At 62.0% G+C, this 26,380-nt stretch carries 27 protein-coding genes; 18 read left to right on the top strand and 9 right to left on the bottom strand.

Features of this window, described 5'->3' with window-relative positions:
- Window positions 1-290: 290 nt before the first annotated feature.
- A complete protein-coding gene (locus KBB96_RS20890; protein ID WP_211631438.1) occupies window positions 291-1,961 on the bottom strand; it encodes a sodium:solute symporter in 1,671 nt (556 codons plus the stop codon).
- Between the two features lie 25 nt (window positions 1,962-1,986).
- On the opposite strand from KBB96_RS20890, the gene KBB96_RS20885 reads away from it, so the two are divergent.
- From KBB96_RS20885 to nagZ, 9 genes are all read left to right on the top strand, one after another.
- Window positions 1,987-2,214 (top strand): hypothetical protein, encoded by a 228-nt coding sequence (locus KBB96_RS20885; protein ID WP_211631437.1) that lies wholly within the window; start codon window positions 1,987-1,989, stop codon window positions 2,212-2,214.
- A gap of 212 nt (window positions 2,215-2,426) precedes the next feature.
- Window positions 2,427-3,182 (top strand): 3-deoxy-manno-octulosonate cytidylyltransferase, encoded by a 756-nt coding sequence (gene kdsB / locus KBB96_RS20880; RefSeq protein ID WP_211631436.1) that lies wholly within the window; start codon window positions 2,427-2,429, stop codon window positions 3,180-3,182.
- A gap of 19 nt (window positions 3,183-3,201) precedes the next feature.
- A complete protein-coding gene (gene pyrG / locus KBB96_RS20875; RefSeq protein WP_211631435.1) occupies window positions 3,202-4,821 on the top strand; it encodes a CTP synthase in 1,620 nt (539 codons plus the stop codon).
- A 45-nt stretch (window positions 4,822-4,866) separates the two neighbouring features.
- The gene (locus tag KBB96_RS20870; RefSeq protein WP_211631434.1) at window positions 4,867-5,094 is read left to right on the top strand and encodes an AbrB/MazE/SpoVT family DNA-binding domain-containing protein; all 228 of its coding nucleotides are present in this window, start codon (window positions 4,867-4,869) and stop codon (window positions 5,092-5,094) included.
- Window positions 5,091-5,492 carry a type II toxin-antitoxin system death-on-curing family toxin gene (locus KBB96_RS20865; RefSeq protein WP_211631433.1) on the top strand — a complete coding sequence of 134 codons (402 nt, stop codon included), beginning with the start codon at window positions 5,091-5,093 and terminating at the stop codon, window positions 5,490-5,492. Before KBB96_RS20870 ends, KBB96_RS20865 begins: the two co-directional genes overlap by 4 nt.
- Before the next feature lie 69 nt (window positions 5,493-5,561).
- Window positions 5,562-6,194 carry a CDP-alcohol phosphatidyltransferase family protein gene (locus tag KBB96_RS20860; RefSeq protein ID WP_211631432.1) on the top strand — a complete coding sequence of 211 codons (633 nt, stop codon included), beginning with the start codon at window positions 5,562-5,564 and terminating at the stop codon, window positions 6,192-6,194.
- Window positions 6,191-6,796 carry a lysophospholipid acyltransferase family protein gene (locus KBB96_RS20855; protein ID WP_211631431.1) on the top strand — a complete coding sequence of 202 codons (606 nt, stop codon included), beginning with the start codon at window positions 6,191-6,193 and terminating at the stop codon, window positions 6,794-6,796. The genes KBB96_RS20860 and KBB96_RS20855 overlap by 4 nt, the downstream gene beginning before the upstream one ends.
- A complete protein-coding gene (locus KBB96_RS20850; protein WP_211631430.1) occupies window positions 6,793-7,749 on the top strand; it encodes a phosphatidate cytidylyltransferase in 957 nt (318 codons plus the stop codon). Before KBB96_RS20855 ends, KBB96_RS20850 begins: the two co-directional genes overlap by 4 nt.
- A gap of 171 nt (window positions 7,750-7,920) precedes the next feature.
- The gene (gene nagZ, locus KBB96_RS20845) at window positions 7,921-8,985 is read left to right on the top strand and encodes a beta-N-acetylhexosaminidase (protein ID WP_211631429.1); all 1,065 of its coding nucleotides are present in this window, start codon (window positions 7,921-7,923) and stop codon (window positions 8,983-8,985) included.
- Window positions 8,986-9,046: 61 nt separating this feature from the next.
- Here nagZ and gpmI read toward each other — a convergent pair whose 3' ends face one another.
- The gene (gene gpmI, locus KBB96_RS20840; protein WP_211631428.1) at window positions 9,047-10,585 is read right to left on the bottom strand and encodes a 2,3-bisphosphoglycerate-independent phosphoglycerate mutase; all 1,539 of its coding nucleotides are present in this window, start codon (window positions 10,583-10,585) and stop codon (window positions 9,047-9,049) included.
- A gap of 221 nt (window positions 10,586-10,806) precedes the next feature.
- Here gpmI and KBB96_RS20835 point away from each other — a divergent pair, with 221 nt between their 5' ends.
- Window positions 10,807-12,180 carry a mandelate racemase/muconate lactonizing enzyme family protein gene (locus KBB96_RS20835; protein ID WP_211631427.1) on the top strand — a complete coding sequence of 458 codons (1,374 nt, stop codon included), beginning with the start codon at window positions 10,807-10,809 and terminating at the stop codon, window positions 12,178-12,180.
- Between the two features lie 44 nt (window positions 12,181-12,224).
- Window positions 12,225-12,518: a hypothetical protein gene (locus KBB96_RS20830; protein WP_211631426.1), complete on the top strand. Its 294-nt coding sequence runs from the start codon at window positions 12,225-12,227 to the stop codon at window positions 12,516-12,518.
- 81 nt (window positions 12,519-12,599) lie between these two features.
- On the opposite strand, the gene KBB96_RS20825 is transcribed toward KBB96_RS20830, so the two are convergent.
- The 5 genes from KBB96_RS20825 to KBB96_RS20805 all read right to left on the bottom strand — a co-directional run bounded on the left by KBB96_RS20825 (window position 12,600) and on the right by KBB96_RS20805 (window position 16,330).
- Complete coding sequence (locus tag KBB96_RS20825; RefSeq protein ID WP_211631425.1) at window positions 12,600-13,553, bottom strand: acetyl-CoA carboxylase carboxyltransferase subunit alpha; 954 nt, start codon at window positions 13,551-13,553, stop codon at window positions 12,600-12,602.
- A 14-nt stretch (window positions 13,554-13,567) separates the two neighbouring features.
- The gene (locus KBB96_RS20820) at window positions 13,568-14,500 is read right to left on the bottom strand and encodes a LysM peptidoglycan-binding domain-containing protein (protein WP_211631424.1); all 933 of its coding nucleotides are present in this window, start codon (window positions 14,498-14,500) and stop codon (window positions 13,568-13,570) included.
- Window positions 14,501-14,518: 18 nt separating this feature from the next.
- Window positions 14,519-15,055: a hypothetical protein gene (locus tag KBB96_RS20815; RefSeq protein ID WP_211631423.1), complete on the bottom strand. Its 537-nt coding sequence runs from the start codon at window positions 15,053-15,055 to the stop codon at window positions 14,519-14,521.
- 101 nt (window positions 15,056-15,156) lie between these two features.
- The gene (locus KBB96_RS20810; protein ID WP_211631422.1) at window positions 15,157-15,399 is read right to left on the bottom strand and encodes an acyl carrier protein; all 243 of its coding nucleotides are present in this window, start codon (window positions 15,397-15,399) and stop codon (window positions 15,157-15,159) included.
- A 91-nt stretch (window positions 15,400-15,490) separates the two neighbouring features.
- Entirely contained in the window at window positions 15,491-16,330 is an 840-nt protein-coding gene (locus KBB96_RS20805) for a hypothetical protein (RefSeq protein WP_211631421.1), read from the bottom strand.
- A 105-nt stretch (window positions 16,331-16,435) separates the two neighbouring features.
- Here KBB96_RS20805 and thiH point away from each other — a divergent pair, with 105 nt between their 5' ends.
- The 5 genes from thiH (at window position 16,436) to KBB96_RS20780 (ending at window position 22,611) form a co-directional block, all read left to right on the top strand.
- The gene (gene thiH / locus KBB96_RS20800; protein ID WP_211631420.1) at window positions 16,436-17,593 is read left to right on the top strand and encodes a 2-iminoacetate synthase ThiH; all 1,158 of its coding nucleotides are present in this window, start codon (window positions 16,436-16,438) and stop codon (window positions 17,591-17,593) included.
- 10 nt (window positions 17,594-17,603) lie between these two features.
- Window positions 17,604-18,707, top strand: a complete 1,104-nt coding sequence (gene dprA, locus KBB96_RS20795; protein WP_211631419.1) for a DNA-processing protein DprA — start codon at window positions 17,604-17,606, stop codon at window positions 18,705-18,707.
- 9 nt (window positions 18,708-18,716) lie between these two features.
- A complete protein-coding gene (locus tag KBB96_RS20790; protein ID WP_211631418.1) occupies window positions 18,717-19,217 on the top strand; it encodes a hypothetical protein in 501 nt (166 codons plus the stop codon).
- A 157-nt stretch (window positions 19,218-19,374) separates the two neighbouring features.
- On the top strand, window positions 19,375-21,900 hold the full coding sequence (topB, locus tag KBB96_RS20785; RefSeq protein ID WP_211631417.1) for a DNA topoisomerase III: 2,526 nt from the start codon (window positions 19,375-19,377) through the stop codon (window positions 21,898-21,900).
- A 63-nt stretch (window positions 21,901-21,963) separates the two neighbouring features.
- The gene (locus KBB96_RS20780) at window positions 21,964-22,611 is read left to right on the top strand and encodes a site-2 protease family protein (RefSeq protein WP_211631416.1); all 648 of its coding nucleotides are present in this window, start codon (window positions 21,964-21,966) and stop codon (window positions 22,609-22,611) included.
- A 3-nt stretch (window positions 22,612-22,614) separates the two neighbouring features.
- Here the strand turns inward: KBB96_RS20780 and KBB96_RS20775 are convergent, their stop codons facing one another.
- Window positions 22,615-23,358, bottom strand: a complete 744-nt coding sequence (locus KBB96_RS20775) for a sulfite exporter TauE/SafE family protein (protein WP_211631415.1) — start codon at window positions 23,356-23,358, stop codon at window positions 22,615-22,617.
- A gap of 111 nt (window positions 23,359-23,469) precedes the next feature.
- Here KBB96_RS20775 and KBB96_RS20770 point away from each other — a divergent pair, with 111 nt between their 5' ends.
- Window positions 23,470-24,753, top strand: coding sequence for an argininosuccinate synthase (locus KBB96_RS20770; RefSeq protein ID WP_211631414.1), 1,284 nt, complete (start codon window positions 23,470-23,472; stop codon window positions 24,751-24,753).
- 132 nt (window positions 24,754-24,885) lie between these two features.
- Window positions 24,886-25,359 (top strand): hypothetical protein, encoded by a 474-nt coding sequence (locus KBB96_RS20765; RefSeq protein WP_211631413.1) that lies wholly within the window; start codon window positions 24,886-24,888, stop codon window positions 25,357-25,359.
- A 62-nt stretch (window positions 25,360-25,421) separates the two neighbouring features.
- Here KBB96_RS20765 and KBB96_RS20760 read toward each other — a convergent pair whose 3' ends face one another.
- Entirely contained in the window at window positions 25,422-26,363 is a 942-nt protein-coding gene (locus tag KBB96_RS20760; RefSeq protein WP_211631412.1) for a DUF2167 domain-containing protein, read from the bottom strand.
- Window positions 26,364-26,380 lie beyond the last annotated feature (17 nt).

Below are 26,380 nucleotides of genomic sequence, written 5' to 3'. Positions count from 1 at the left end.
GTCGTTCGTGTCGGGTGTCTCACTTTTCGCGCGGCCCGGTTCCTGGCCCGTGCCGGGCAACCGCCGCGCTTGGAAACCATGACGCGATCACGCGTCCTGTTGGATAAAAATTTTACACCCATCTAACAGATGGAAGTCCTTCCTCGCTTTCCACAAGCGTTCCACGGCCAAATTTTTTTAGAACTTGACCCCCTTATTATTTCACATCGCCAAACTATCGGAGAGCAATCCAACTTCGGATTTTACGCATTCCATTGGAAACAAACGCAATGGATGGTGACGAATCCGTTTCAAATTTTGGAAGCCCCGCGAGGAGTGCGGAAAGACACCGCCACGGCGAATGTGACGATCGTCCCAAACATGATGCGCCAAGGGAATTCGATGACCGGCATCCACTCCGGGCGCGGAATGCCATGACCACCGCAGAGCTTCGCCACATCGCTGTCCAAACCGGACAAATACGCGACCACGATGAATCCCGTAATCATCGCAATCACATTGCCCCGGTCGTTGCCACGCGTGCGTGTGAACAGACCCACCATGAAGACGCCGAGCAGCGAGCCATAAGTGTAGCCGAAGATGCCGAGGATGATCGGCAGGATGCGCAGCCCCGGCTTGTGTGCGGTCACCCACGCGGTGGCGAGCGCCACGGAAATGAGCAGCACCGCGAACAATACCGTGCCGAAACGCAGCGCGCGGACCTTGCCCTTTTCCTCCGCCGGCTCACCGAACCAACGGAAGTGGAAGTCCTTCACGTAGCTCGTCGCAAGCGAGTTCAACGCCGTGCTCAGCGAGCCCATGGTGGTCGCAAGCACACCCGCGATGATGAGGCCGCGCAGACCCGCGGGCATCACCGTGAGCACGAAATGCGGGAACACCTTGTTCGCAGATACGACGCCATTCGTAGATGGCAGCAGCGGATCAGGATGCTGCTGATAGAACACATAGAGCAGGATGCCGATGCCGAGCACGACCAGCGTGATCGGCACGTCGGCGAGGCCGGACAACATGGTGGCCACCGCGCTCTGGCGCTTGTTCTTCGCGGTGAGCATGCGCTGCACCATGTCCTGGTCGGTGCCGTGCGTGGCCAGGGTCACGAAGGTGGAGCCGAGAAAGGCCGCCCAAATGGTGTATTCCTGTTCCAGCACGCCCTTGACGTTCTCCCAGAATCCGACTCCGGATTTCAGTCCGGTATCCCAAACCTTCAGATCCTTCGGCCCCGTGAGCACCGCCTTGGCTCCATCCCATCCGCCGGGGATGTGACCGAGCAGATAGTTGAGGGAAAATCCGAGCGCGCAGACGAGCACGAGGATCTGGATCACATCCGTCCAGATCACCGCGCGGATGCCGCCGACCGTAGTGTAGATCGCGGTGGCAAGCGTGACGAGCACCAGCGCGACTGCGGTAAGCCAGAATTCCGTGGCAGGCGTGATGCTCTGGTCCGGATGATGCAGGTGCCACACCAGCACAAGGATCATCGTGGGCACCCACAGACGCGTCCCGCTGGCGAGCAGGCGGGTGATCAGGAACACCCCGGAGGAAACACGGTGCGTGACCGGACCGAAACGCTGGCCGAGGAACTCATAGATGCTGACGACATTGTGCTTGTAGTAGGCCGGAATGAACACCGCGCTGACCACGATGCGCGCCAACAGATACCCGACGATGAGCTGGACGTAGGTGAAGTTCCGCAGCGCGTAGCCCTCGCCCGGCGCGCCAAAGAACGTGCCCGCGCTGATTTCCGCCGCGAGGATCGAGGCCAGCACCGCCCACCAGGCGATCTGGCGGTCACCGAGGGCGAATCCCTCCATGCTGCCGCTCTTGCTCCGCTGCGAGAGGCCGATGCCGAAGATGAGCGCGAAATACGCCAGCAGCACGAGTCCGTCGATCCAGTAGCTTCCCATTTCCAACAGGGGTCTAGCGGCCGATCCGGCGAGCGTCGATGCCGCAGTTGCGGGCATGGCGTGTTTCAGCCATCGTCCCGCCATGCAATCCGAGCTCCAGACGCTGCTGCTCCACCGGCTGGCCGTCATCAACGATCACGCCTGGCGCGACCGCGATGCCGCGGCCCATCTCGACGCGCTGCGCGAGGCCTCCGAGGCAATCGCCGAGTGGACCAAGCTCCACCGGACCGAAATCGACCCCCAGCTCCGCCATTTCCTTGCGAACGCCAGCTATCAGAAGGCGCTGGCCCACATTCAGGACACTTGGTGAGGAAAGAGTCGCTGGTCTGAAGGTCTGAAAGTCTAAAGTCCTCCGGCACCAGCCGGACTGGCTCCGACCTTCGACTCTGAGACTTTCGACGTCGAAGGCTTCGCGGAGAAAACTCCAAGCCTCTGAATCCCCCGCCCTAGGCGGGCTGGAGCGTTTTTTGCAAACCACTCTTGTCCGGCCCCTGCCCCCCCGGGTAATTTCCCGCGTCCCGCGTGAATCGTTCCTCTTCCGGCCTCCATCTTGTCGGCATCCTCCCAGCCCGCTGGGGGTCCTCCCGCTTCCCCGGAAAGCCCCTTCACATCCTCGCCGGAAAGCCGCTGATCCAGCACGTGTGGGAACGCTGCCTCGGCTGCACGAAGCTCGATGAGCTCCACGTCGCCACGGATGACGATCGCATCCGCGATGCCGTGCTCTCCTTCGGCGGCAAGGTCATCATGACCTCGCCTGATCACCCCACCGGCACCGACCGTCTCGCCGAGGCCGTGAAGTCGCTGCCGCACGCCACTCACGTCATCAACATCCAAGGCGACGAACCCTTGATCGATCCGGCCTTGGTCGATGATCTCGCCGCCGCCATGGCCGCCGATCCCGATCTGCCGATGGCCACAGCCGCCAATGTGATTGATGACGAGGAAGCCATCGCCGACCCCAACGTGGTGAAGGTGGTGCTCGATGCCAGCGGCCACGCGCTCTATTTCTCCCGCAGTCCGATCCCCTACCGCCGCACCACCCCGGCGAACCTCGTCCTCTACCGGCATAAGGGACTTTACGGATACAAGCGCGATTTCCTCGAACGCTTCGTCACCTGGCCTCCATCGGTGCTTGAACAAACCGAGTCCCTGGAGCAACTCCGCGCCCTCGAAAACGGTGCGCGCATCAAGGTGCTCATCACCACCGACGACTCGATCGGCCTGGACACCCCCGAACAGGCCCCGCTCGTCGAATCCCTCCTTCTCACTTCACGTTGATCCCCGTCCCACTTCTGCCATGAAATACATCTTCGTCACCGGCGGCGTCGTTTCCTCCCTCGGAAAAGGCCTCGCAGCCGCCTCCATCGGCGCCCTGCTCGAACACCGCGGCCTCAAGGTGCTGATGCAGAAGTTCGATCCGTATCTCAACGTCGATCCGGGCACCATGTCCCCCTACCAGCATGGTGAGGTTTACGTGCTGGACGACGGCGCCGAAACCGACTTGGACCTGGGCCACTACGAGCGCTTCACCAGCGGCGTGCTTTCCCGCATGAACAACCTGACCTCCGGCCAGGTGTTCGACTCCGTGATCAAGAAGGAGCGCCGCGGCGAATACCTCGGCAAGACGGTGCAGTTCATTCCGCACGTCACCGATGAGATCAAGGGACGCATCCACACCGTTTCCGAAAACAACCCGGACGTGGACGTGCTGATCACGGAAATCGGCGGCACTGTCGGCGACATGGAGGGCCTGCTGTTCATCGAGGCCATCCGCCAGTTCTCCCTCGAAGTCGGTCGCGAGAACGTGTGCTTCATCCACGTGACGCTGCTGCCCTACATCAAGGCCGCGGGCGAGGTGAAGACCAAGCCCACCCAGCAGTCCGCCGCGAAGCTCCGCGAGCTGGGCATCCAGCCGGACATCATCATCTGCCGCACAGAAGCGGATCTCGACGAGGACAACCGCCGCAAGATCGCAATGTTCTGCAACGTCGAGAAGAAGAACGTCGTCGCCTTCCGCGATGTGGATCACTCGATCTACGAGTGCCCGCTCGACCTGCGCCGCGACAAGATCGACCGCCTCGTCGTGGACAAGATCGGCCTCGGCCACACGCCGCCACCGGCCCTCGAGGACTGGGAGCGTTTTGTCCAGCGCGTCATCCACCCGAAGAACAAGGTCACCATCGCGGTCGCCGGCAAATACATCGAACTGCAGGACGCCTACAAATCGATCTACGAATCGCTCATCCACGCCGGTGCCGCGCACGACACCAAGGTGCAGATCGTCCGTGTGGAAGCGGAAGCGATCGAGGAACGCGGCGCCGCCGAGGTGATCGGTGAAGTCGATGGCATCCTGGTTCCCGGCGGCTTCGGCGACCGCGGCATCGAGGGCAAGGTCCTCGCCGCGAAGTACGCCCGCGAGAACAACATTCCGTATTTCGGCATCTGCCTCGGCATGCAGATCGCGACCATCGAGTATGCGCGCAACGTCTGCGGTCTCGAAGGCGCGAACTCCACCGAGTTCGACAAGAACTCCCCGCACGCCGTGATCTGCCTCCAGGAGGAGCAGAAGGGCGTGGAAGACATGGGGGCGACCATGCGTCTCGGCTCCTGCGAATCGATCATCTTCGCCGGCACCAAGGCCAGCGACCTCTACAACAGCGCGGACCGCATCCACGAACGCCACCGTCACCGCTACGAGGTCAATTCCGACTACCAGCAGCAGCTTCAGGATGCCGGACTGGTGATTTCCTCCGTCTCCGCGAAGGAAGGCCTCGTCGAAATCGTCGAGCTGCCTAACCACCCGTTCTACGTCGCCTGCCAGTTCCACCCGGAATTCCAATCGAAACCGAACAAGCCGCATCCGCTGTTCTCCGGCTTCGTGAAGGGAGCCTTGGACAAAGCGCTGGCGGAGGCTTGAAGCCCGCCCCTTGACATTTGGCGCGGTAAAACGTAGTTTTACCGCATGCTGAAGGCCGTCTCCAAGATCGGAAATTCCCAAGGCGTTATTTTCGACAATGCCATCATGGAACTCGCCCATCTCAAGGTGGGCGATTCGATGAATTTGGAAGTCCATGCGGGGGGCACCATCACACTGACCCCGATCCGCAATGCTCCATCGCCGGAGGACGTCTCCGCTGTCATCAAGCAGACGATGAAGGACTATGCCCGCACGATGAAGCGATTGGCATGAATTCCAACGCGGACCAATGCTTCCATCTCCCGGTTGAGGTCATTCTGGAGATTCACCACGAAGCCATCACCCAATTCGGAGGAGCATCTGGCATCCGGGATATTGCTCTCTTGGAATCTGCGGCGGCGGCTCCGCAAGCGGGATTCGGAGGCAAGTCCGTTTACGGAGACACGGTAGAGGTCGCCGGGGCCTACCTCTACTATCTTTGCAGCAATCATCCCTTCATCGATGGGAACAAGCGTGTCGCCCTCGGTGCATGCATCGTATTCCTCCGTATCAATGGCCATGCCACCTCCGCAGATAGCCAGGAGTGGGAAGACCTCACCATGAAAGTAGCTGCCGGGGAAATCGATCGGATTGCCGCCACACGGAAATTGCGGGAACTGTTGTTCCATTAATCGCAGCTGAAGATTCCCACCTTCCATTTTATTTCCATGTCCGGCAAAGGCTGTTAGTTTGCCTTGTCCATGGAACCTGCTGAAGACCGTCGGCCGTTGAAGTCCCGATCTCTGGGATGGGTGCAGGCTTTTGCCCGCCTTCTGGTGCGGGCGAGGGTGAAGCCGAATACGATTTCCGCCGTGGGCATTGTCTTCGCCGCCGCGGCGTTCGGCGTCCTCTGGTGGTATCACCACGGCGGGCTCCCGGCATGGGCCGCTCTGGTTCTCGCCGCGCTGTGCGTGCAGGCGCGCCTGATGTGCAACATGATGGACGGGCTGGTCGCGGTGGAAGGCGGCTTGAAATCGAAGGGCGGCGACCTCTTCAACGAGATCCCGGATCGCATCGAGGACTCGATGTTCCTGGTCGGCGCCGGTTACGCCTGTGGCAACACCACCGTTGGCTGGCTGTGCGCGTTGCTCGCGGTCTTCACCGCCTACGTGCGGGCGTTCGGCGCATCTCTCGGACAAGGCCAGGACTTCGGTGGTCCGTGCGCGAAGCCGCACCGGATGTTCCTGCTGACAGTCGGCCTCATCGCCCAAGCGGTGGTGCTCCTTTGCAAACAGGCGTGGCCGGTGCTTGAATGGGCGCTGTGGCTGATTGCCGCGCTCACCGCCATCACCGCCGTGCTGCGCATCGGCCGCATGTATCAGAAATCCCGATGATCGCGTCCGCCATCGCCTCCTTCGCCCGTCTCTTCACCGGTGCCCGCGCCCAATGGCGTGGCTGTGATCCGGACGAAGAAAAGCAGCGCATCTACTTCGCCAACCATACCAGCAATCTCGACTTCGTGCTGCTGTGGGCCTCCTTCCCGGACGAAATCCGCCGCAAGACCCGCCCCATCGCGGCGCAGGACTATTGGAAGGGTGATCCCATCCGCCGCTGGCTCGCGGACCGGGTGTTCCGCGCCGTGCTGATCGAGCGCAAGAAAGTCAGCCGCGAGAATAATCCGCTGGAACCGATGCTCACCGCGCTCGGGCAGGGCTCATCCCTGATCATCTTCCCGGAAGGCACCCGCAATCCCAGCGGCGAGATGAGCGAGTTCAAGCCCGGCCTCTACCATCTCGCCAAGGAACGCCCGGAGGTCGAACTGGTCCCGGTGTTCATCGAGAACCTCAACCGCGTGCTGCCGAAGGGCGAGTTCCTCCCCGTGCCGATCCTCTGCTCCGTGAACTTCGGCAAACCGCTCCAGCTCCTGCCGGACGAAACCAAGAACGACTTCATGCTCCGCGCCCGCAACGCCGTCCTCGCCCTCAAGCCGCTATGAACCTCGACCACCAGACGCTGTGGCTCTTCGGCGGGATGATCGGCATCCTCACCATCGCCTCGATCATCGGCGGCATCCTGCACGCCCGCATCACCACACTCAGCCGCCGCAAGGTGGTGCGGAATCTCAACGCCCGCATCCGCGCGTGGTGGATCATGTGCGCGGTCTTCGGCACCGCCCTGGCCATCGGCCGTCTCGCGCCGGTGTTCATGTTCGCCTTCACCTCGTTCCTCGCGCTGCGCGAGTTCATCACGCTCACGCCCACCCGCCAAGGCGACCACCGTGCTCTGACCTGGGCGTTCTTCCTGATCCTGCCCCTGCAATACTGGACGCTGGCAAGCCGTTGGTACGGCCTTTTTGTCGTTCTGATCCCGGTGTATGCATTCCTGTTCATTCCCATCCGCGCGGCGATCGCGGGTGAAACCGAACGCTTTCTGGAACGCACCTCGAAGATCCAGTGGGGGCTGATGGTCTGCGTCTATTTCACCAGCTACGCCCCCGCCCTGCTGTGGTTCCTCCAGATCCCCGGCTACTCGGCGGAAAATCCGGCACAGAATGCCAAGCTGCTGTTCTTCCTCGTCTTCGTGACCCAGATCTCGGACGTGATGCAGTACGTCTTCGGCAAGTTGTTCGGAAAACATCCGATCGTGCCGAAAGTGAGCCCGAACAAGACCATCGAGGGCTTTGTCGGCGGCGGACTCAGCGCCACCTTGCTTGGCGCGGGCCTGTGGTGGAGCACGCCATTCACTTTCCTGCAAGCCGCGGGCATGTCCGCCGCCATCGTGGTCATGGGGTTCTGCGGGGGGCTGGTGATGTCCGCGATCAAGCGCGACCGCGGCGTAAAGGACTACGGCGCCTCCATTCCCGGTCACGGCGGCATGATGGACCGCATCGATTCGCTGTGCTTCGCCGCGCCGGTGTTTTTCCATCTCACGCGGTGGTTCTTCACGTAAGGGTGGTCGAAAACTCCGCTTTCGAATTGTCTCCGGCAGGCGGGCGGTTGGGCCAAACGATTCTACTCCCCCGAAGAGGGAAAGCTGGAGCTTCCCCCTACATTCTGAAAGCGGAGCTTTCAGCTACACTCCTTGACTTTCCAATGCCCCGGATGCCGCTATCGTCGCCTCATGCACGGCTCGCTTCTGCTCCTCGGTGTTTCCGGTCCTGAACTGACTCCGGACGAAGCCGCGTTGTTCCGCCGCCTCCAGCCTGCGGGCTACATCCTTTTCACGCGGAACATCGTCTCCCCGCAGCAAACACGGAAGCTCACCGACGACCTGCGTTCGCTCTCCTACGACGATCCGATCCTGGCCATCGATCAGGAAGGTGGCCGGGTGACGCGCACGAAGGACATCGCGCCCGCCCTGCCTTCCGCCACCGATCTCGCCGCCCAAGGCAATCCGATGACCATCGCCAATGCGGGCGCATTGACCGCCGATCTACTGCGCTTGCTCGGCTTCAACCTGAACTTCGCTCCGGTGCTCGATCTCGATCATCACCCGGAAGTCCAGAATTCCCTGCGCGGCCGCTGCTGGGGCCGTGACCCGCAGCGTGTGATCGACCACGCGGGCATGTGGAACCGCTGGCTCCGCAAACGCTCCGTGAAGTCCTGCGGCAAGCACTTCCCGGCCTGCGGGCGTGCGCTTTCCGATCCGCACCACGATCTGCCCTCATCGGACGCAACGCTGGCCGAGCTTCTGCGCGAGGACGTGATCCCCTACACCGCGCTGATGCCGGAGCTGGACTCCATCATGCTTGCGCACGTGGAATTCCCCAACATCGATCCGGATCATCCGGCCTCGATGTCGAAACGCATCATCACCTCGTTCCTCCGCGATCAGCTCGGATTCGACAAACACGTGGTCCTCACCGACGACCTCGACATGGGTGCGATCACCAAGCGCTACGGTCGAGGCGAGGATGTCCGTCGCGCGATCGAAGCGGGCAACGACCTCGCGATGATCTGCCATCAGATCCAGACCGCGGACACTGCAGTGGAGGCATTGAAAACGCTGCCGATCCACACGGTCGACGAAGCGCTGAAACGCGTGACCAAGTTCCGCAAGAAGCTCGTCGCACCGATGACCTTCACCGAAAAGAAATGGCAGGAGACCTGCGACGAGATCGCAAAACTATCCGCCACCGTGCCGGAAAGCTCCGTGAAGAGCGGTAGTCCGGTGGCGGACTATTGAAACTGCTCAACACAACCGGATCGCGGACTTCAGCCCGCGGTCCGGTTGCAGCAATGAGCCGCTACTTCTTCTGCAACAGGCTGCTGCCGGTCATCTCCTTCGGCTTCACGAGGCCGAGCATCTCAAGGAGCGTCGGTGCCATGTCGGCAAGGATGCCGTCCTTCACGTGATACTCGTCCGCATCTTCCGCCACGTAGATCGCATGAACGAGATTGGTGGTGTGAGCCGTGTGCGGGGAGCCATCCGAATTGCGCATGTACTCGCAGTTGCCGTGGTCCGCGGTGAGGATCAGCTTGCCGCCGAGCGACAGCGTCTTTTCCACGATCGCCTGCACGCTGGCATCGATCACCTCGCAGGCCTTGATAGCCGCCTCCACCACACCGGTGTGACCGACCATGTCCGGGTTCGCGAAGTTCAGGATCACAAGATCGTAGTCCGGCAGCTTCTCCAACACGATGCGCGTGACTTCCGGCGCGCTCATCTGCGGCTTGAAGTCGTAGGTCGGCACATCCTTCGGCGAGGGCACGATCGAACGGTCTTCGCCTTCAAAGGGCTGCTCCACGCCGCCATTGAAGAAATAGGTCACGTGCGGATACTTCTCGGTTTCCGCGATGCGGAGCTGGGTCTTGCCTTCCTTCGCCACGGTCTCGCCGAGCACCATCGCCATCGACTGGGAGCCGAAGATCACCGGCACGCCGTAGGTCTCGTCATACTCGGTGAGGGTCACGTAGTGGACCTTCGGCACATGCCCGCGGTCGAAGCCGGAAAAATCCGGACGCAGGAACGCCTCGGAAAGCTGGCGGGAACGGTCGGCGCGGAAGTTGAAGAACAGGACCACATCGCCATCGCGGACCAGTTCCTCGTTCGGCTTGGTGAAAACCATCGCAGGAAGGAATTCATCCGTCTTGTCCTGGCGGTACCAATCGGCCACCGCCTCGCTGGCGAGCACATGACGCTCCTCACCATGGCCGTGGACGATGGCATCCCAGGCGAGCTTGGTGCGTTCCCAGCGCTTGTCGCGATCCATCGCGAAGTAGCGGCCGGTCACGGTGACGATGCGCGCGCCCACCGGGCTGACTTCGTCTTCCAACTTGGAAAGGTAGGCTTCGCCACCGGTCGGCGAAGTGTCGCGGCCGTCGGTGATCGCGTGGATGGCGATGTCCTTCACGCCTGCGGCTCCGGCCAGCTTGGTGATCGCAATGAGATGGTCGAGATGGCTGTGAACACCGCCATCCGAAACGAGACCGATGAGATGCAGTCGGCTGCCCTTCGCTTTTTCGAGAGCTTCCACGAACACCGGGTTGGTCGCGAGGGTGCCTTCCTCAATGGCCTTGTTGATGCGGGTGAGATCCTGATAGACGATGCGGCCCGCGCCAAGATTGAGATGGCCCACTTCGGAATTACCCATCTGGCCGGCCGGCAGGCCCACATCGAGACCGGACGCGCTGACGAGGCCCTTCGGATACTTTTCCAGCGCCATATCGTGGAAGGGGGTGTTCGCAAGCAACGTCGCATTGCCGTCGCGTTTCGCGGTTTCCTTTCCTCCGGGGTTCACACCCCAGCCGTCACGAATGATGAGCACCACCGGTTTCTTCGCCATGATGCCGGGCGTTTAACGTCCCGGAGGGCGGGCGTCCAGCGCGGGAAAGCTCCGACCGCAAGATTCGCAGCGACAAAGGGGCCCGTCACGAATGTTGGATTTCGTGGGTTTATCTGGATATACACCCGGTTTTCCGGCGTAATTTTCCCATCATGTGCTCATCGTGGTCCCGCCGACGCTTCCTGAAATCGGCACCCTTGCTGTCTTTCGCCGGACGGGTCATGGCGGCTCCCGCCATCATCCCCGGCACGCCGTCCAATGGCATACGGATCGAGAAAGTGGAGATGGCGTTCGAGGACTTCAAATACCGCACGCCCTACAAGTTCGGCGGCACGGCGGTGGACCGTGTGACCCTGCTCAATGTGACCGTGGAGGTATCGAATGCCGCGGGAAAAACGGCGAAGGGTTTCGGCTCGATGCCGATGGGCAACGTCTGGTCATTCCCGTCCACAGCGATGTCCTACGAAACCACGCTCAACGCGATGCGGGAGCTGGCCAAGCGGATCGCGAAGATCACCGGAGAATTCAAAGGCACCACCCATCCGATCGAGATCAATCACACGCTCGAACCCGAGTATCTGAAAGCCGCTGCGGATGTGTCCCGCGATCTGGCGCTGGCCACACCGGTCCCGAAGCTCTGCACGCAGGTGACCGCGAGCCCGTTTGACGCGGCGCTGCACGATGCCTTCGGCAAGATTCTCGGGCTGAACTGCTATCAGACCTATTCCAGAGAGCTGATGGGCTACGATCTCCCGCGCTATCTGAATGCGGATTTCAAAGGCGAATCGCTCGCCAGTTACGTTTCTCCCACCCCGCGTGACTGGGTGTGGCTGTTCCACTCGGTGGGCGGCCTCGATCCCGTCACGCCGGACGAACTCAAGGAGCGGGTCAACGACGGCCTGCCGGAAACACTCGGCGAATGGATCAAGCGGGATGGCCTCCAGCGCATCAAGATCAAGCTCCAGGGTGAGAATCTCGAATGGGACATCGCCCGCACCGTAGCAATCGACCGGGTGGCGAGAGAAACCCGTCCGGATGTGGAATGGAAATACTGCTGCGACTTCAACGAGCACTGCCCGAACGTGGACTACCTGTTGGAGTATCTCCGCAAAGTGAAGGAGCAGGCCCCGCAGGGATTCGAGAGCATCCTGTATCTGGAGCAGCCCACCAAACGAGACCTGCGTGCGGATCGCGGCAATGTCATGCACGAAGCAGCCAAGTTGCGCCCAGTGGTGATCGATGAATCCCTGACCGATCTGGAGAACCTGATGCTATCCCGCGAAATGGGCTATACCGGTGCCTGCCTGAAGGCTTGCAAGGGCCAATCCCACGCCATGCTGATGGCCGCCGCCGGGAAGAAATATGACATGTTCCTCTGCGTGCAGGATCTCACTTGTCCGGGAGCTTCGCTCATCCACTCCGCCGGAATCGCGTCGCACATTCCCGGTCTCTCCACCATCGAGAGCAACGCCCGCGAATACGTGCCATCCGCGAATGCCGCATGGACCGCGAAGTTTCCCGGGTTGTTCGACACGCGGGACGGCAAGCTGGCGACCAAGCAACTCACCGGACCGGGTCTCGGTGCCGTCGCGTGATCGAGTTTCATTCCCAAGCGGCGAATGCCGTGCAAACTCAGCTCATGAACGACGATCTCCTACCGGAACTCCTCGCCGCCGTAGAACAGCAGCTCACTTCGCCACAAACGAAATACGTGGCAAAGACCCTTGAGCGGTTGCTGAAGCTCAACGTACCGGAGGCAGAGGCGAAGGAGCAGATCGCGCTGTGCCTCGGACAGGAAATGGACGCGGCCTATCGCAAGCGCCGGGGATTCGATGAGAAGTCCTACAAAGGACTGCTGGATGAGCTACCGGTGGCGGCCGATGATGGTAGTGAAGAAGAAGAGCCAACCAACGACTCGACGTCGGCTGACTAAAAGGCCTGTTAGTCCGGTTTTTCCTCAAGCCACTCCGTGGCCAAGAGATGACGTCGAGGCCCGACGATAGTTGGCTTGGGCTCACTTCCCCTGCCAATCCCCGAACGCGCGGAACTTCGCGTAACGGCGGTCGAGGAGGACATCCACGGGCAGCTTGGAGAGTTCCTCCAGATGCTTCAGCACGACCGCCTGGAAATTGGCGGCGGTGGCCTGGTGGTCGTGATGCGCGCCACCGGTGGGCTCGTGGATCACGTCATCGATCAAGTCGAGCTTCTTGAGATCCGGCGCGGAGAGCTTCATGGCCTCGGCGGCTTCCGGAGCGTGCTTGCGGTGCTTCCAGAGGATCGCCGCACAACCTTCCGGGCTGATGACCGAATAATAAGCGTTCTCCATCATCAGGACTCGGTCCGCCACGCCAATGCCAAGGGCACCGCCGGAACCACCTTCACCGAGGACGACGGCGATGACCGGCACCTTGAGGAGCATCATCTCGCGGAGATTGTAGGCGATCGCCTCGGCGATGTTCCGCTCTTCCGCACCGATGCCCGGGAAAGCTCCCGGAGTGTCAATGAGAGCGATGACCGGCAGGCCGAACTTCTCCGCCAGCTTCATCAGGCGGAGGGACTTGCGGTAGCCTTCCGGATGGGCGCTGCCGAAGTTGCGCTTGAGGTTTTCCTTGGTGTCGCGACCCTTCTGATGGCCGAGGACCACCACCCGCTTGCCGCCGATGCGGGCGAACCCACCGGGCATCGAGAGATCATCGCCGATGTGGCGGTCTCCGTGCAGCTCGGAAAAATCGGTGAAGGCCAGCGAGACGTAATCGAGCATGAAAGGGCGGTTCGTGTGGCGTGCGATCTGGACGCGCTGCCACGGCGTGAGGTTTTCGTAGATCGACCGGCGCGTGTCGGCGAGCTTGCCCTCCATCGTCTCAATTTCCGCCGACATGTCGATATTCTGTGAAGCCGCCTTGGTGCGAAGTTTCTCGAGTTCGCGTTCGAGTTCGGCGACGGGCTTTTCGAATTCCAGGAGCTGCATGGGCGTGGGGAAGGCTAGCGGGTGGCGGGGCGGATTTCCACCTCATTCCCCGTACGGGTGAGGAGGTTCAGTTCCTCCATGTCGGAGGGCTTCAGATAGAGGCCGCGGGGAAGGACGGTATCCCGGTCGGATCCACCGGCCAACGGGCGGATCTGGATGTTGATCTTGGCCAGATGGAGGATTTTTTCGGACTGGCGGTAGCCCTTGTTGCCGGGCACCAGCTTCTTTCCGTCCAAATAGCCCGCCTTCGAGTCGATGACGGTCTTCTGAGCCGCCATGTTGGAGGGGATCTGGACGTAGATGATCGGATAGTCCTTCACGAACTTCGCCAGCGGCGGCTGGCCGCCCTTCTGGACAAGTTGCCACAGCGACAGGCTCTTTTTCTGAGGCTCGATGAGAATGCGGAAATCCAGCGGCAGCACGATCAGGTCGTCCCCGGGATGCAGGCCGCCGAAATCGGTGAGGCCGTTGAGCATCATGATGCAATCCAGCGAGCAGCGGGTCTTCTCGGAAATCTTCAGGTAGGAGTCCCCCCTCGTTACATCGTAGGTGACCTTCCCGTCCTTGAAATCCGGGGACAGGATTTCATCCAGATTGATCTCGCCGACGATGCGGCGGGCGTCCGGCGCGGAGGCGGAGGACGGATAGACGTTCACCACCGTCTCCAGTTTCTCGCGGGCCTCGGGGACATTCCCCATGGCGATCAACTCGACGGCCTTCTGATAGGCTACCTCGCCCGGCTCGACATCCGGCATCTCGCTGGACTCGAGCATCTTGGCAACGTCGTTCTCGGAACCCTTCGCGACCACATCGGAGGGGTTCGGGACGTACTTGCTGAACAACGGGAGCGGCTTGACCGTGATATGATAGATCAAGCCCCCGGTGAGGCCGAGCACGCCGAGCACGGCGAGGGCGGCAAGCAGCTTGAAAAACGTCCAGATCCGCATGGCAAGGTCGCGTGGCGATCAGAGCAATCCCCGGCGCTTGAAGTCAAACGCGTTGATGTCCTGCGAGCGGAGAATCATCTCGAAGGCGAATTTGAAAAGCGAAACCTCCCAGGCATCATCCACGCCCTCGATGATCGCGCGGGCGGGATTTCCGGTACGGCGGATGTCCTCCATCACGCGATCGCGGACGGCCTCGATGCGGTCGTGGACGATCTCCTCGGTGACCTGGGTGCGGCGGAACTGGAAGCCGTATTGCAGGAAAGCGAGGTCCTTGCCCTCGGCACGGAGCTTTTCCACCATCGCATCCAGTCGCTTGCGGGCATCGTTGTTGAAGCCCTCCAGCTCGATCTCGCTGTAGGCGCTGGGACGCATGATGCGCGGGCGCATGGCCTCCAGATGCCCGGTGCGGATGCGCACCTCGCCGCTGCGGTCCATCAGTTCGCTGAGCAGCTGGAACTCGAACCGGGTGTCCCCGAACGTATCGATGCGGCGGTCCGGCTCGCGCAGAACGCGGGTCGTCTCGAGCGCATACTGGATGTCGTCCGGAGAGTGCATGGGCGGCGCAACTTCAATCGTCCCGCGCGGATTGCAATAAAAAGGGACGGACACCATCCGGAGTCCGCCCCTTTTTGGGAAAAGTGGTCAGACGGGACCGATCAACCCTGCTGGGAGTTGATGTAGGTCACGACATCGCCAACGGACTGGAGCTTTTCAGCTTCTTCGTCCGGGACTTCGATTTCGAATTCTTCTTCGAAGGCCATCACGAGCTCGACGGTGTCGAGCGAATCGGCACCGAGATCCTCGATGAACTTGGCTTCAGAGGTCACCTGGTCGGCGCTCACACCGAGCTGGTCGACGATGATGTCCTTCACGCGGTCTTCAATGCTTTTGTCAGACATGTGCTGCTTGGTTGGTAGTTGACGTTGGGGCTGCTTATCGGGGGGGGCCGGGCTTGGCAACCCCGAAAAACCTATGGGTCTCCGGGGGATTTCAATCGGTTCCGGCGGGGGAGTCAACTTCGCCGGAAGAGACCGGGGCATACTCGATGACTTCCCCGGAGAAGCGGGCACGGAGATGTTTCATGAGCTGTTCGGCGGGTTCGCCCTGCTCCTTCTTGAAGCCGCCATAGGTAAGTCCGTCGATGCGGACCCGGCCGGAACCCGCGCTGCCGGAGTAGTCAGCGAAGGCAAGACCCTTGGTTTCCCACTTCCGGAGATCGAGGCGCTTCAGATCGGCGAAGGGGATGCGTTTCCCGCCGGGCACGTAGAGCGCCTCCCCATCCACCACAATGCTGCGGCCGATCGTGCGGAGCAGGAAATAGGCGGCGAGCGCCGCGAGAGCGGCACAGATCCCGAAGACGATCCACTGCTCGCGGATCTTGCCCGCCTCAAAGGGCTCGTGCGGCGGGATGGAGTCCATTTTCCATGCCGGCCACTTCGCGGAGAATTCCTCCCAGCGGCGCTGCCACTGGGGATTGGCCTTCATCGCTTCCGCATCGCGCAGGGGCTCCGGCCACTTCATGCCCGGCTGCACTTCCGGCGGCAGAACCGATCCATCCTGCCCCTTGCCCTTCCAAATGAATTCGACCGGCTGCTGCTCCGCATACTTCCGCCAGTCCGCCGGGGTGAGGCTTTCCCCCTTCGCCTTGAACTCCTGGTCCGCCTTGATGAAGGCCTCGCGCAGATAGTACGTCGCGTTCTGGCGGCGGTAGCCGATGTTTCCATCGCGATAGAAAAGCACCGCGAAGACTCCGAACATGGCGAGCATGACCAAGGCCCTCAGCAGGAACCACGGGGTCGGTTTGCAGACGATCTTTTCGGAGTCGTTCATGGGATCGCGGGCAGAAAACCCGCGCGGCGGGAAATTGGCAAGCTCACTCGGCCCGCGCATCCGCCTTTGACGGGCCGCCCCCGGGGGCGCATGGTTCCCCCGGCCATGGGCTTTTCCGAACGTTTTCCCGAACTCCTCGAACGACCGACGCCGCTGATGCGCCGGTTCGCGGACCTGATCGAACCGGTTTCCGATGCCGTGCTCGAGCAGATGGCGCGCCGCAGCCAGGTGCTGACCCGCCGCCACTTCGGCCGCACCATGCGCCTGTTCGCCCCGCTTTACGTCTCGAACGAGTGCGTGAACAACTGCTCCTACTGCGGCTTTTCCCGGGACAATCCGATCCTGCGCACCACTCTTACGATCGAACAGGTCGTGCGGGAGGCGAAACACCTCCACGGCCTCGGTTTCCGCAACGTCCTGCTGGTCGCGGGCGAACATCCGAAGTTCGTGTCCGAGGGTTATCTCCAAGCCTGTCTGGACGCCCTGAAGCCCTTCATTCCCACCCTCGCCCTCGAAATCGGGCCGATGGAGGACGACCAGTATGCCGAGGTGGTGCAGCACGGAGCCGAGGGGCTGGTGGTGTATCAGGAAACCTACCACCGCGAGACCTACCAGAAGCTCCACACTGCGGGACCGAAGAAGAACTTCGACTGGCGCCTGGATTGCCCGGAACGGGCTTATGCGGGTGGCTTCCGCCGGATCGGCATTGGCGCGTTGTTCGGGCTGGCGGATTGGAAATTCGAAGCACTGGCCCTCGCCGCGCATCTGGAGCACCTCTACAAGCACTGCTGGAAGGCGAATTTCACCATCGCCTTCCCACGGATGCGCCCTTACGCGGGCAACTACGAATACCAGACCGATGACAACCTGCTGCTGCGGGACCGCCAGCTCGTGCAGGTCATGACGGCCTTCCGGCAGCTTTTCCCGCAAGTCGGAATCGTGGTTTCCACCCGCGAGTCCCCGACTTTCCGCGATGCCATCGCCGGACTGGGCACCACCCACATGTCCGCCGGTGCCCGCACCGAGCCGGGTGGCTATACCGGAGCGGGCCATGACGATGTCCACCTGACCGTCAAGGGCCGCCGCGTGGAACTGGAGCGCAAGAGCGGCTGCGAAAAGGCCACCGAGCAATTCCAGATCTCAGATGACCGCACTCCGGCCCAGGTCGCCGCGATGCTGCGCGCACAGGGGCTCGATCCGGTGTGGAAGGATTGGGACGAGGCGATTCTTTCGACTCCACAAGCGGCCGCGGCCACGGTCTAACATCCGGCCGATGACCGATCTCGAAGCCCTTGTCGCCCTGAACCTGCTGCCGAAGATCGGCCCGGTGCGGGTGCGGAGGCTGCTGGAGTATTTCGGCACACCTGCGGCCATTCTCGGCGCGCCCAAGGACAAGTTGGTCCGCGTGGACGGCATCGGCGAGGAAACCGGCTCCATCCTGCACCGCTGGCAGGACCATGCCGATCCGGTGGCGGAGATCGCGGAGTCAAAGCAGCGCGGCATCTCGATCGTCACCCAGCAAGATCCGGACTACCCATCCCCATTGCTGGAGGCCTACGACCCGCCGCTGCTTCTCTATGTGTGGGGAAAAGTCGAAGACCGCGACCGCCATGCCATCGGCATCGTCGGCTCCCGCCGCGCCACGCCCTACGGCCGGAACGTCACCAAGAAGCTCTCCTTCCAACTCGCCGGGGCCGGATTCACCATCGTCTCCGGTCTCGCCCGCGGCATCGACACCACCGCTCACGAGGGCGCGCTGGCGGCCCAAGGGCGAACCATCGCGGTGATCGGCTCCGGCTTGGCCAAGCTCTATCCTCCGGAAAATCTCGGCCTCGCTGAAAAAATCGCCGATGGCAATGGCGCGGTTGTATCCGAATTCCCGCTCCAAACCCCGCCCGACCGCCAGACTTTCCCGATGCGGAACCGCATCGTGGCCGCGTGGTCGAAGGCGGTGCTGGTCACCGAGTGCCCGTCCCGCTCCGGCTCTCTGATCACCGCGAATCTTGCCTCGGAATACGGGAAAACCATCTACGCGGTGCCGGGATCCATCGACTCCCCCATGTCCATGGGCTGCCATGAGCTGATCCGGGACGGAGCCACGTTGATTTTCGATGGCGGCCAGATTCTCGATGACCTCGGCGGACTCCAGTTTACCCCGGCCGGAAAGCCCGCCGCAGCGCCCGCCGCCGATCTGCCACCGCTGTCCGAGGAGGAGGCCAAGGTATTCGCGATGGTCGGCCATGATGACCAGCCGGTGGATCGGATCATCGACGCTTCCGGCCTGCCCGCCCCGGTGGTCACGGCGACCCTCATGAAGCTGGAAATGAAACGGTTGGTGCGCTGCCTGCCGGGTTTCCGCTACAGTCTGCGGTCCTGAAGTCGCACCGTGTCCGAAGATCCGTCAGAATCGAAACCGGTCATCATCCGCCTGATGGGCACGGCGTGCTCGATGCTGGGGGCGGTTTGTGCGGTGATTTGCCTGCTGCTGGTGCTGTTGACCGGCATGGCGGGAGCTTGGGCCACGGTGTTGTGGCTGCCGATGATCGTCGCACTACTGGCACTGCTGGGATCGTATCTATTCTGCACACTGTTGCTGGAATTCGGCCTCATGCTGCTGCGCGGTCGTCTTCCGGTCCGGCAGGAGCAGTTTCTGCCGTGGTGGTTTTGCCGGGTGTTTGCCATCTGGGCGGGAACCTTGGCGCTTCCCCTTTTTACCGCCTTCGTGGTCCGGAGCATCCGCCTCGACTGGACGGCTGTTCCAGCCCTTGCCGGAATGATTGGCTGCGTGTGGGCGGTCCGGTTTCTCCTGCGAAAGTCGGAGTGGTTGATTCTCAAGGAGCCGGATTCCACGCCTCCGGCACCTTGGAGCGTCCCGGGAGACCCCTGAATTCCCCGGAAGCTCGTCCCTGGCGCGTGCGTATCCGGAAGGCCGGAGCCTGATTTCCTCCCTACGGGAGGGTCCACGCCGTCAGGAAATCCCCTTGCCAAGCAGGTTGATCCACGTCTAGTCCCTCAACCCGCCGACCTTACGGCAAATTTTCGCCATGGGCAAAACTCTCATCATCGCCGAGAAACCCAGTGTCATGACCGACCTCAGCCGGGCGCTGTCCAAGCCGCTCGGTAAATTCGACAAGCACGGGTCCGGACGGGACGTCTTTTTCGAGAACGACAACGCGGTCATCACCTCCGCCGTGGGCCATCTGGTCGAGTTGCGGATGCCGATGGGCCCGAACGGCAAAAAGCTGCCGTGGAAATTCGACGTGCTGCCGGCGATCCCGGACCGCTTCGAGCTCGACCCGATCCCGGATTCCGAGGCCCGGCTGAAGCAGGTCCTGAAACTGGCCAAGCGCAAGGACGTGGACAACATCGTCAACGCCTGCGACGCCGGCCGCGAGGGTGAACTGATTTTCCGCTACATCATGGACATCGGCGGCATCAAGAAGCCGGTCCAGCGGCTGTGGATGCAGTCGATGACGAATGATTCGATCATCGCCGCCTGGGACAAGCTCCGCAGCGATGAGGAAATGCAGCCGCTGGCGGATGCCGCGAAATGCCGGTCCGAATCCGACTGGCTGGTGGGCCTGAACTCCACCCGCGCCCTGACCTGCTTCCGCTCCCGCCACGGTGGCTTCAATATCACCGCCGCCGGTCGCGTCCAGACGCCGACCCTCGCCATCCTCGCCGCCCGCGAAGCGGAAATCCAGGCCTTCAAGCCCGCTCCCTACTGGGAGGTCATCGCCTCCTTCCGGATCGCCAATGGCACCTACGAGGGCAAGTGGACCGAGGAAGGCTGGAAAAAGGACGAAACCAATCCCCACGGTCGCGCCGACCGCCTGTGGGACCCGGCGCTCGCCCAGACCATCCGCGACCGCTGCGATGGCAAGACCGGCCGCATCGAGGAAGAGAAGAAAGCGCAGTCCCAGATCGCGCCGCAGCTTTACGATCTCACCACCCTCCAGCGCGAGGCTCCGTTCTCCGCGAAGCAGACGCTCTCGATCGCCCAGGCGCTCTACGAGAAGCACAAGATGATCACCTATCCGCGAACCGATTCGCGCTACCTGCCGGAGGATTACACCGGTGCCGTGCGCGAGACGATGAGCGACGTGGCCGCCAGCGATCTGCCACAAGCCGACTACGCCCGCGCGGTGCTGGAAGGAAAGGACGAGAACGGTCCGCGCCTCGTGAAGAGCCGCCGTGTGTTCGACAGCAAGAAGGTATCCGACCACTTCGCCATCATCCCGACCGGTAAGTTCGCCAAGCTCTCCGATGCCGAGCAGAAGCTCTACGACATGATCGTGAAGCGCTTCATCGCCGTCTTCTATCCCTCCGCGGAGTACGAAGTGACCAAACGCGCGACGAAGATCGAACACGCGGATGTCACCGATACCTTCCGCACCGAAGGCCGCGTGCTGATCAAACCCGGCTGGCTGGAAGTCTATGGCCGCCGCCCCGGTGTCGCCTCCGGCAAGGACGAACTCGTGGCTGCGAAGCCCGGTGAATCCGCGCTGGCCGAGGAAGTGCGCGTCGAGTCGCTCGAAACCAAGCCGCCCGCACGCTACACCGAGTCCACCCTGCTCTCCGCCATGGAAGGCGCGGGCAAGCTCGTCGATGATGAAGCGCTGCGCGAAGCGATGTCCGAGCGCGGTCTCGGCACTCCCGCCACCCGTGCCGCCATCATCGAAGGCCTGATCGCGCAGAAATACATGGCCCGTGATGGCCGCGATCTGCACGTCACGCCGAACGGCATGCGCCTGATCGAGATCGTGCAGGAAATGGGTATCAAGGGCCTGTCCTCGCCATCCCTCACCGGTGACTGGGAATTCAAGCTTCGCCAGATGGAGCACGGAAACCTCAAGCGCGAGGAGTTCATGAACGAGATCGTGGCCTACACCAATGAGATCGTCGCGAAAGCCCGCCAGCTGGCGGACGAGATCAAGAACAAGCCCTTCCCGGATCTCGACGTGGCCTGCCCGAAATGCGACGCTCGTCCACTGAAGCAGACGGACGCCACCTACGAGTGCCGCGAGCTCGATTGCGGATTCAAGGCGAAGAAGCACATCGCCGGCCGCACGCTCACGGAGGAGGAAGCGAAAACGCTCTTCACCACCAAGTTCCTGCCGAAGACCGACGGCTTCAAATCCAAGTTCAACAAGCCCTTCGAAGCCGCGCTGGAACTGGACGACAAGTTCAAGGTCAACTTCGTGTTCGAGAAAGCCGATGGCGATGAACCTGCGGAACTCAGCGAGGAACAGGTGATCGGCTCGATCACGCTGCCGGACGGCCGCACCACCAAGGTCTATGAAGCCGAGAAGGCTTGGCACCTGCCCGAGATCGTCACCAAAAAGGACGCGAACGGCATCCGCATCGGCCGCACCATCCTCCAGCGTCCGATCACCCGCGAGGAGGTGATGCAGCTTCTCAGCCAGGGCAAGACCAGCCTGCTGCGCGGCTTCGTCTCCAACCGGACGAAACGGAAGTTCGACGCCATGCTCACCTTCGAAGCCGATACCGGAAAGATCGGCTTCGAATTCGAGCCGCGGGCGAAGAAAACCGCGAAGACTGAATCCTGATCCGGTGCCGCTGAACGGGTGCCAATCCACCCGTCCGGCCACCGATCGTCACCCTCCCTTCCCATGGTCCGCTTCCGCCTGTTCGGTATCCCGGTCGAAATCCAGCCTTGGTTCTGGATCACGCTCGCCCTTCTGGGGGGCGCGCTCTCCGCGAGCACGCCCGAGCTGCTCCTTGACCTGCTGCTATTCATGTTGGCGGGCACCATCTCCATCCTCGTCCATGAGCTCGGCCACGCGCTCACGGGCAAGGCGTTCGGTGCTCCAACCTCCATCACGCTCCAGGCCTTCGGAGGCTATGCTTCGTTCCCGGCGCGCAGCTTCACCCGGGTCCAGAGCTTCCTGGTCACGGCGGCAGGACCTGCCATCCAGATCCTGCTCGGCATCGGCGCTCTCATGCTTCTCCGTTCCGAAACGTTGCCGACCCCTGCAGCGGAGAGTTTCGTAAGATCACTGAGGAACGTCAGCTTTGCCTGGGCGATCCTCAACCTGCTGCCAGTGATTCCACTGGATGGCGGACAGCTTGTGGTGGCCGTGCTCGGACCGAAGCGATTTACGATCTCATTGTGGATCAGTCTGGTGGTGGCGGTGATCGCTGCTCTGGGACTTTTGCTTTTGACCCAAGGCCGCAGCATCCTGTTCCCGATCTTCATGGCGAGCTTCGCCTTCGAAAACTGGAAGCTGCTGCAGGAAATCAAGCGCCGCGGTTTCTGATTCTCACCAGAACAGCAGCCGGATTCCCGCGATCAGCGAGAAGCCGACGATCATCCACTCGAAGACCCGCTGCGGCACCAGTTTGATCAGGTAGCGCCCGCCGAACACCCCGGCTGCCACGGCGGGCACCAGCTTCGCATTCTCCAGCAGGCTCTCGCGGGTGATGGTCGCGAGCTGGGCATTGAGCGGCACCTTGATCAGATTCACCAGAAGGAAAAATCGCGCACCGGTGCCGATGAGTTCCATTTTCGGAATCCGCCGCGCCAGCAGGTAGAGCTGGATCACCGGCCCCGCCGCATTCGCCAGCATGGTGGAGAATCCACCCGCCAGTCCCGCAAAGGTGCCGCAGCCGCGCGAATGCGCCCAGCGGTCATAGATTTCCGGGCTCAGGCGGCGGGACGATTGCACCGCCACCATGACCAGAATGGAAACGCCGATGGCCCGCCGGAGCTGGCGGTCGTCCATGTAGTGCAGCACTAAGCAGCCGATCAGGAGACCGGCCAAGGTCGGCAAGAGCAGGCCCCACACCGGCTTCCACGAACCGTGTTTCCGGAACGCCGGATAGGCCATCAGGTCCGCCGCGATCAGCAGTGGCAGGGCGAGGCCCACCGAGTTCTTCGCCTCATACAGCTCCGCGAACAGCACCACCGAAACCAGCGAAATTCCGCTGAACCCGGACTTGGAAAGCCCGATGCACAGCGCCGCCAACACGGCGAGGGCGTATCCGGCGGGCGACAGGTGGGGCATGCCGGGTTCCTAACTTCCCAGCCTCCTGTTCCCAAGCCCCAAGGCACGATTCCGTCGAAATCCGCCACTACGCTTGCACCCCCGGCCCCGGCGTGATTTTCTCCCGCCGCCATGAAAATCGTCGTCGCGTATTCCGGAGGTCTCGACACCTCCGTCCTGCTCAAGTGGCTCAAGGAGAAATACAACGCCGAGATCATCGCCTATTGTGCCGACGTCGGCCAGGCGGATGAACTCGACGGCCTTGAGGAAAAGGCCCTCACCACCGGTGCGTCGAAGTACTATCTCGGTGACCTGAAGGAAGACTTCGCCCGCGACTACATCTTCCCGATGATCCAGGCTGGCGCGATCTATGAAGGCCGCTACCTGCTCGGCACCTCCATCGCCCGCCCCTGCATCGCCAAGGGCATGCTGGAAGTCGCCCTCAAGGAAGGGGCGGATGCCATCGCCCACGGTGCCACCGGCAAGGGCAACGACCAGGTCCGCTTCGAACTTTCCGCCGCCTCTCTCGCTCCGAACGTGAAATGCATCGCCCCATGGCGCGACGCTTCCTTCCGCGAGGAGTTCCCGGGCCGCGCCGAGATGATCGCCTACGCCGAGTCCCACGGCATCCCGATCAAGGCTTCCATGAAGAAGCCCTACTCGATGGACCGCAACCTCCTGCACATCTCCTTCGAAGCCGGCATGCTGGAAGACCCGTGGTACGACGCGACCACCGAAGCCGACCGCGAGATGTACGTTCTTTCCGTGTCTCCGGAAGAAGCACCGGATGCGCCGGAATACGTCGAGATCCTCTTCGACAAGGGCAATGCCGTCGGCATCAAGCACGACAACCTTGCCGCACTCATCACCGAACTCGGTGATGTGAAGGTGGAAGGCACCAAGGACGGCTACACCCTGCTCACTCCGTATGGTGTGATGCGCGTGCTGAACCTTCTCGGCGGCCGCAATGGCGTGGGCCGCGTGGACATCGTGGAAAACCGCTTCGTGGGCATGAAGTCCCGCGGCGTCTATGAAACCCCCGGTGGCACCATCCTCCTCGCCGCGCACCGCGACCTGGAAGCCCTCACCGTGGACCGCGAGGCGATGTTCATCCGCGACGGACTCATTCCGAAGTACGCCCAGCTCGTGTACAACGGTTTTTGGTTCGCCCCGGAGCGCGAGGCCATCCAGGCCCTTGTCACCGAGACCCAGAAGACGGTGTCCGGCGAAGTGCGCGTGAAGCTCTACAAGGGCAACGTCATGAACGCCGGCCGCAAGTCCCCGCACAGCCTCTACTCCGAAGCCGTCGCCACCATGGAAGGCGGGCAGGAAGCGGCCTACAACCAGGACGACGCCACCGGTTTCATCGCCCTGAACGCCCTGCGCCTGAAAGCCAGCGCGCGCCAGGTGAAGTAAGGCGAAGCCGATCCCTTCCAACGGCCGCTTCCTCACGGAAGCGGCCGTTTTTCATTTGCAGCCAAAATTGGAGCGAGGACTTCAGCCCGCTCTGATAAGAAACAAGCGGACTGAAGTCCGCGCTCCGACAACATGAGTCCGCTGTTCGCACATATCCTCGCCGATGCCCTCGCCTCCGCGGTAACGCCGTGGGCGGAGCATCAGGAGCGGCGCATCCTCCGTGAAGGCCGGCCTTTGAGCATCCAGGAGCATGCGTTGGCCGCGGAAATCGGCGTCATCCGGCCGGATAGAGTCCGCATCCTCCATCTCGATCCCATTCCCGCTCCAGTCCCAGGTTGGATGGTAAGTCTGGCCATGCGATGGTCCTTCCCGGTCTTCGCGCCATCCGGCATGACTCTCGGCCACGGCATCTTCGCCACGCATGAGTCGATGGATCTGATCCGGCACGAACTCCACCATGTCGCCCAGTTCGAGCGGCTAGGCGGCACCTCATCGTTTCTCAAACGCTATCTCTTCGAATGCCTCACCGAGAGCTACGCCGCCGCACCGCTGGAACTCGAAGCCTGCGGCATCACTTCCCCGCGAGGAAGCCGGAGAGCTCCTTGAAACCATCCTGACGCGAAAAAGCCGGCCCCCCTGGGGAGACCGGCCGGAGAGGTGGTCTATCGTCAGACCGCGTCCGGGCTCTTCTTTCGGAAGAAGCCGACGATCTTTTTGAAGCGCGAGGCGATGACTGCCAGGGCGATCGCGATCGGTTTCCACAGGATCACGGCCTTCTTGGCAATCAATGCGAAGATGCCGAGCTTCGCCGCGACCTTGAGGCCGGCGGCTCCGGCGATCAAACCGGCGATGCCATACTCGGCGGTGTGGTCGGTCTTCGGATTGTAATCTTCGTAACGGTTGCCGGGTGTGAAATCGACCATCGCAAGAATGTCCGGCGTGGCTTTCTCGATGTCCTTCAAGTCCTGCATGCCACCCACCGCATTCGCGACGAGCACGCCTTCGCGTCCCAGCATGCGGATGTTGTAGTTCAGCGTGTGCTCCCCATCGGCGCCTCCGAACTTGAGATCCTTCGCCCAATACAACTTGTGGGTGGAGGCATCATAGCGCGGTGAAGCGGCCCAGCCGACGATCTCCACGGCATCGTAGCCCTGCTTCACGCGCTCCTTGTTGATCTCCGCGGAGGATTTCTTCATGTCGTCCAGCAGATCGTTGTAGTCGATCTTCGCCGCATCGTCGTCCTTCACGTGGCCTTCCTTCTCGTATTCCAGCACGACGAACCAACGCGAGTCCCCCATCAGGTCCATGTCCTTCGGAAAGAGGATGCCGAGCACTTCCGCGGGCGGATTGCCCAGCAGTTGCAGATACTTGCCGGAGTCCTCCGGATTGAGATACTTGTAGCCGTCCGGCACCTTCGCCTTCGCCACGGTGCCCACCGGCACCTCGCCGGTTTGGAATTTCAGCCCGTCCACCCATTCGCGGATCTTCGACACGTTTTCCTGGCGGGTCTGCTCGTCCGCTTCCTTTTCCGGCTGGGCGGCGCGAACCGGCATCGCCGCCATCAAACCGAAAGCGAGCGCCATCAGTGGCCAAATGAACTGTTTCTTCATGGCGCGGGGACATAACA

The sequence above is a fragment of the Luteolibacter ambystomatis genome (genome assembly GCF_018137965.1).
GTDB classification, from domain to species: Bacteria; Verrucomicrobiota; Verrucomicrobiia; order Verrucomicrobiales; family Akkermansiaceae; genus Luteolibacter; species Luteolibacter ambystomatis.
The sequence above is the reverse complement of the archived record's forward strand: the minus strand, read 5'-3'. Positions and strand labels throughout refer to the sequence as shown.

Coding starts and splice junctions, on each gene's coding strand:
- gpmI (WP_211631428.1), bottom strand. CDS start 10,585: ATGGCGAAGAAACCGGTGGTGCTCATCATTCGTGACGGCTGGGGTGTG.
- KBB96_RS20860 (WP_211631432.1), top strand. CDS start 5,562: ATGGAACCTGCTGAAGACCGTCGGCCGTTGAAGTCCCGATCTCTGGGA.
- KBB96_RS20890 (WP_211631438.1), bottom strand. CDS start 1,961: ATGCCCGCAACTGCGGCATCGACGCTCGCCGGATCGGCCGCTAGACCC.
- KBB96_RS20815 (WP_211631423.1), bottom strand. CDS start 15,055: ATGCACTCTCCGGACGACATCCAGTATGCGCTCGAGACGACCCGCGTT.
- KBB96_RS20835 (WP_211631427.1), top strand. CDS start 10,807: ATGGCGGCTCCCGCCATCATCCCCGGCACGCCGTCCAATGGCATACGG.
- KBB96_RS20775 (WP_211631415.1), bottom strand. CDS start 23,358: ATGCCCCACCTGTCGCCCGCCGGATACGCCCTCGCCGTGTTGGCGGCG.
- KBB96_RS20760 (WP_211631412.1), bottom strand. CDS start 26,363: ATGAAGAAACAGTTCATTTGGCCACTGATGGCGCTCGCTTTCGGTTTG.
- KBB96_RS20765 (WP_211631413.1), top strand. CDS start 24,886: ATGAGTCCGCTGTTCGCACATATCCTCGCCGATGCCCTCGCCTCCGCG.
- pyrG (WP_211631435.1), top strand. CDS start 3,202: ATGAAATACATCTTCGTCACCGGCGGCGTCGTTTCCTCCCTCGGAAAA.
- KBB96_RS20780 (WP_211631416.1), top strand. CDS start 21,964: ATGGTCCGCTTCCGCCTGTTCGGTATCCCGGTCGAAATCCAGCCTTGG.
- thiH (WP_211631420.1), top strand. CDS start 16,436: ATGGGCTTTTCCGAACGTTTTCCCGAACTCCTCGAACGACCGACGCCG.
- KBB96_RS20885 (WP_211631437.1), top strand. CDS start 1,987: ATGCAATCCGAGCTCCAGACGCTGCTGCTCCACCGGCTGGCCGTCATC.
- KBB96_RS20805 (WP_211631421.1), bottom strand. CDS start 16,330: ATGAACGACTCCGAAAAGATCGTCTGCAAACCGACCCCGTGGTTCCTG.
- KBB96_RS20810 (WP_211631422.1), bottom strand. CDS start 15,399: ATGTCTGACAAAAGCATTGAAGACCGCGTGAAGGACATCATCGTCGAC.
- KBB96_RS20820 (WP_211631424.1), bottom strand. CDS start 14,500: ATGCGGATCTGGACGTTTTTCAAGCTGCTTGCCGCCCTCGCCGTGCTC.
- KBB96_RS20825 (WP_211631425.1), bottom strand. CDS start 13,553: ATGCAGCTCCTGGAATTCGAAAAGCCCGTCGCCGAACTCGAACGCGAA.
- KBB96_RS20865 (WP_211631433.1), top strand. CDS start 5,091: ATGAATTCCAACGCGGACCAATGCTTCCATCTCCCGGTTGAGGTCATT.
- KBB96_RS20855 (WP_211631431.1), top strand. CDS start 6,191: ATGATCGCGTCCGCCATCGCCTCCTTCGCCCGTCTCTTCACCGGTGCC.
- dprA (WP_211631419.1), top strand. CDS start 17,604: ATGACCGATCTCGAAGCCCTTGTCGCCCTGAACCTGCTGCCGAAGATC.
- topB (WP_211631417.1), top strand. CDS start 19,375: ATGGGCAAAACTCTCATCATCGCCGAGAAACCCAGTGTCATGACCGAC.
- KBB96_RS20850 (WP_211631430.1), top strand. CDS start 6,793: ATGAACCTCGACCACCAGACGCTGTGGCTCTTCGGCGGGATGATCGGC.
- KBB96_RS20830 (WP_211631426.1), top strand. CDS start 12,225: ATGAACGACGATCTCCTACCGGAACTCCTCGCCGCCGTAGAACAGCAG.
- KBB96_RS20870 (WP_211631434.1), top strand. CDS start 4,867: ATGCTGAAGGCCGTCTCCAAGATCGGAAATTCCCAAGGCGTTATTTTC.
- KBB96_RS20770 (WP_211631414.1), top strand. CDS start 23,470: ATGAAAATCGTCGTCGCGTATTCCGGAGGTCTCGACACCTCCGTCCTG.
- nagZ (WP_211631429.1), top strand. CDS start 7,921: ATGCACGGCTCGCTTCTGCTCCTCGGTGTTTCCGGTCCTGAACTGACT.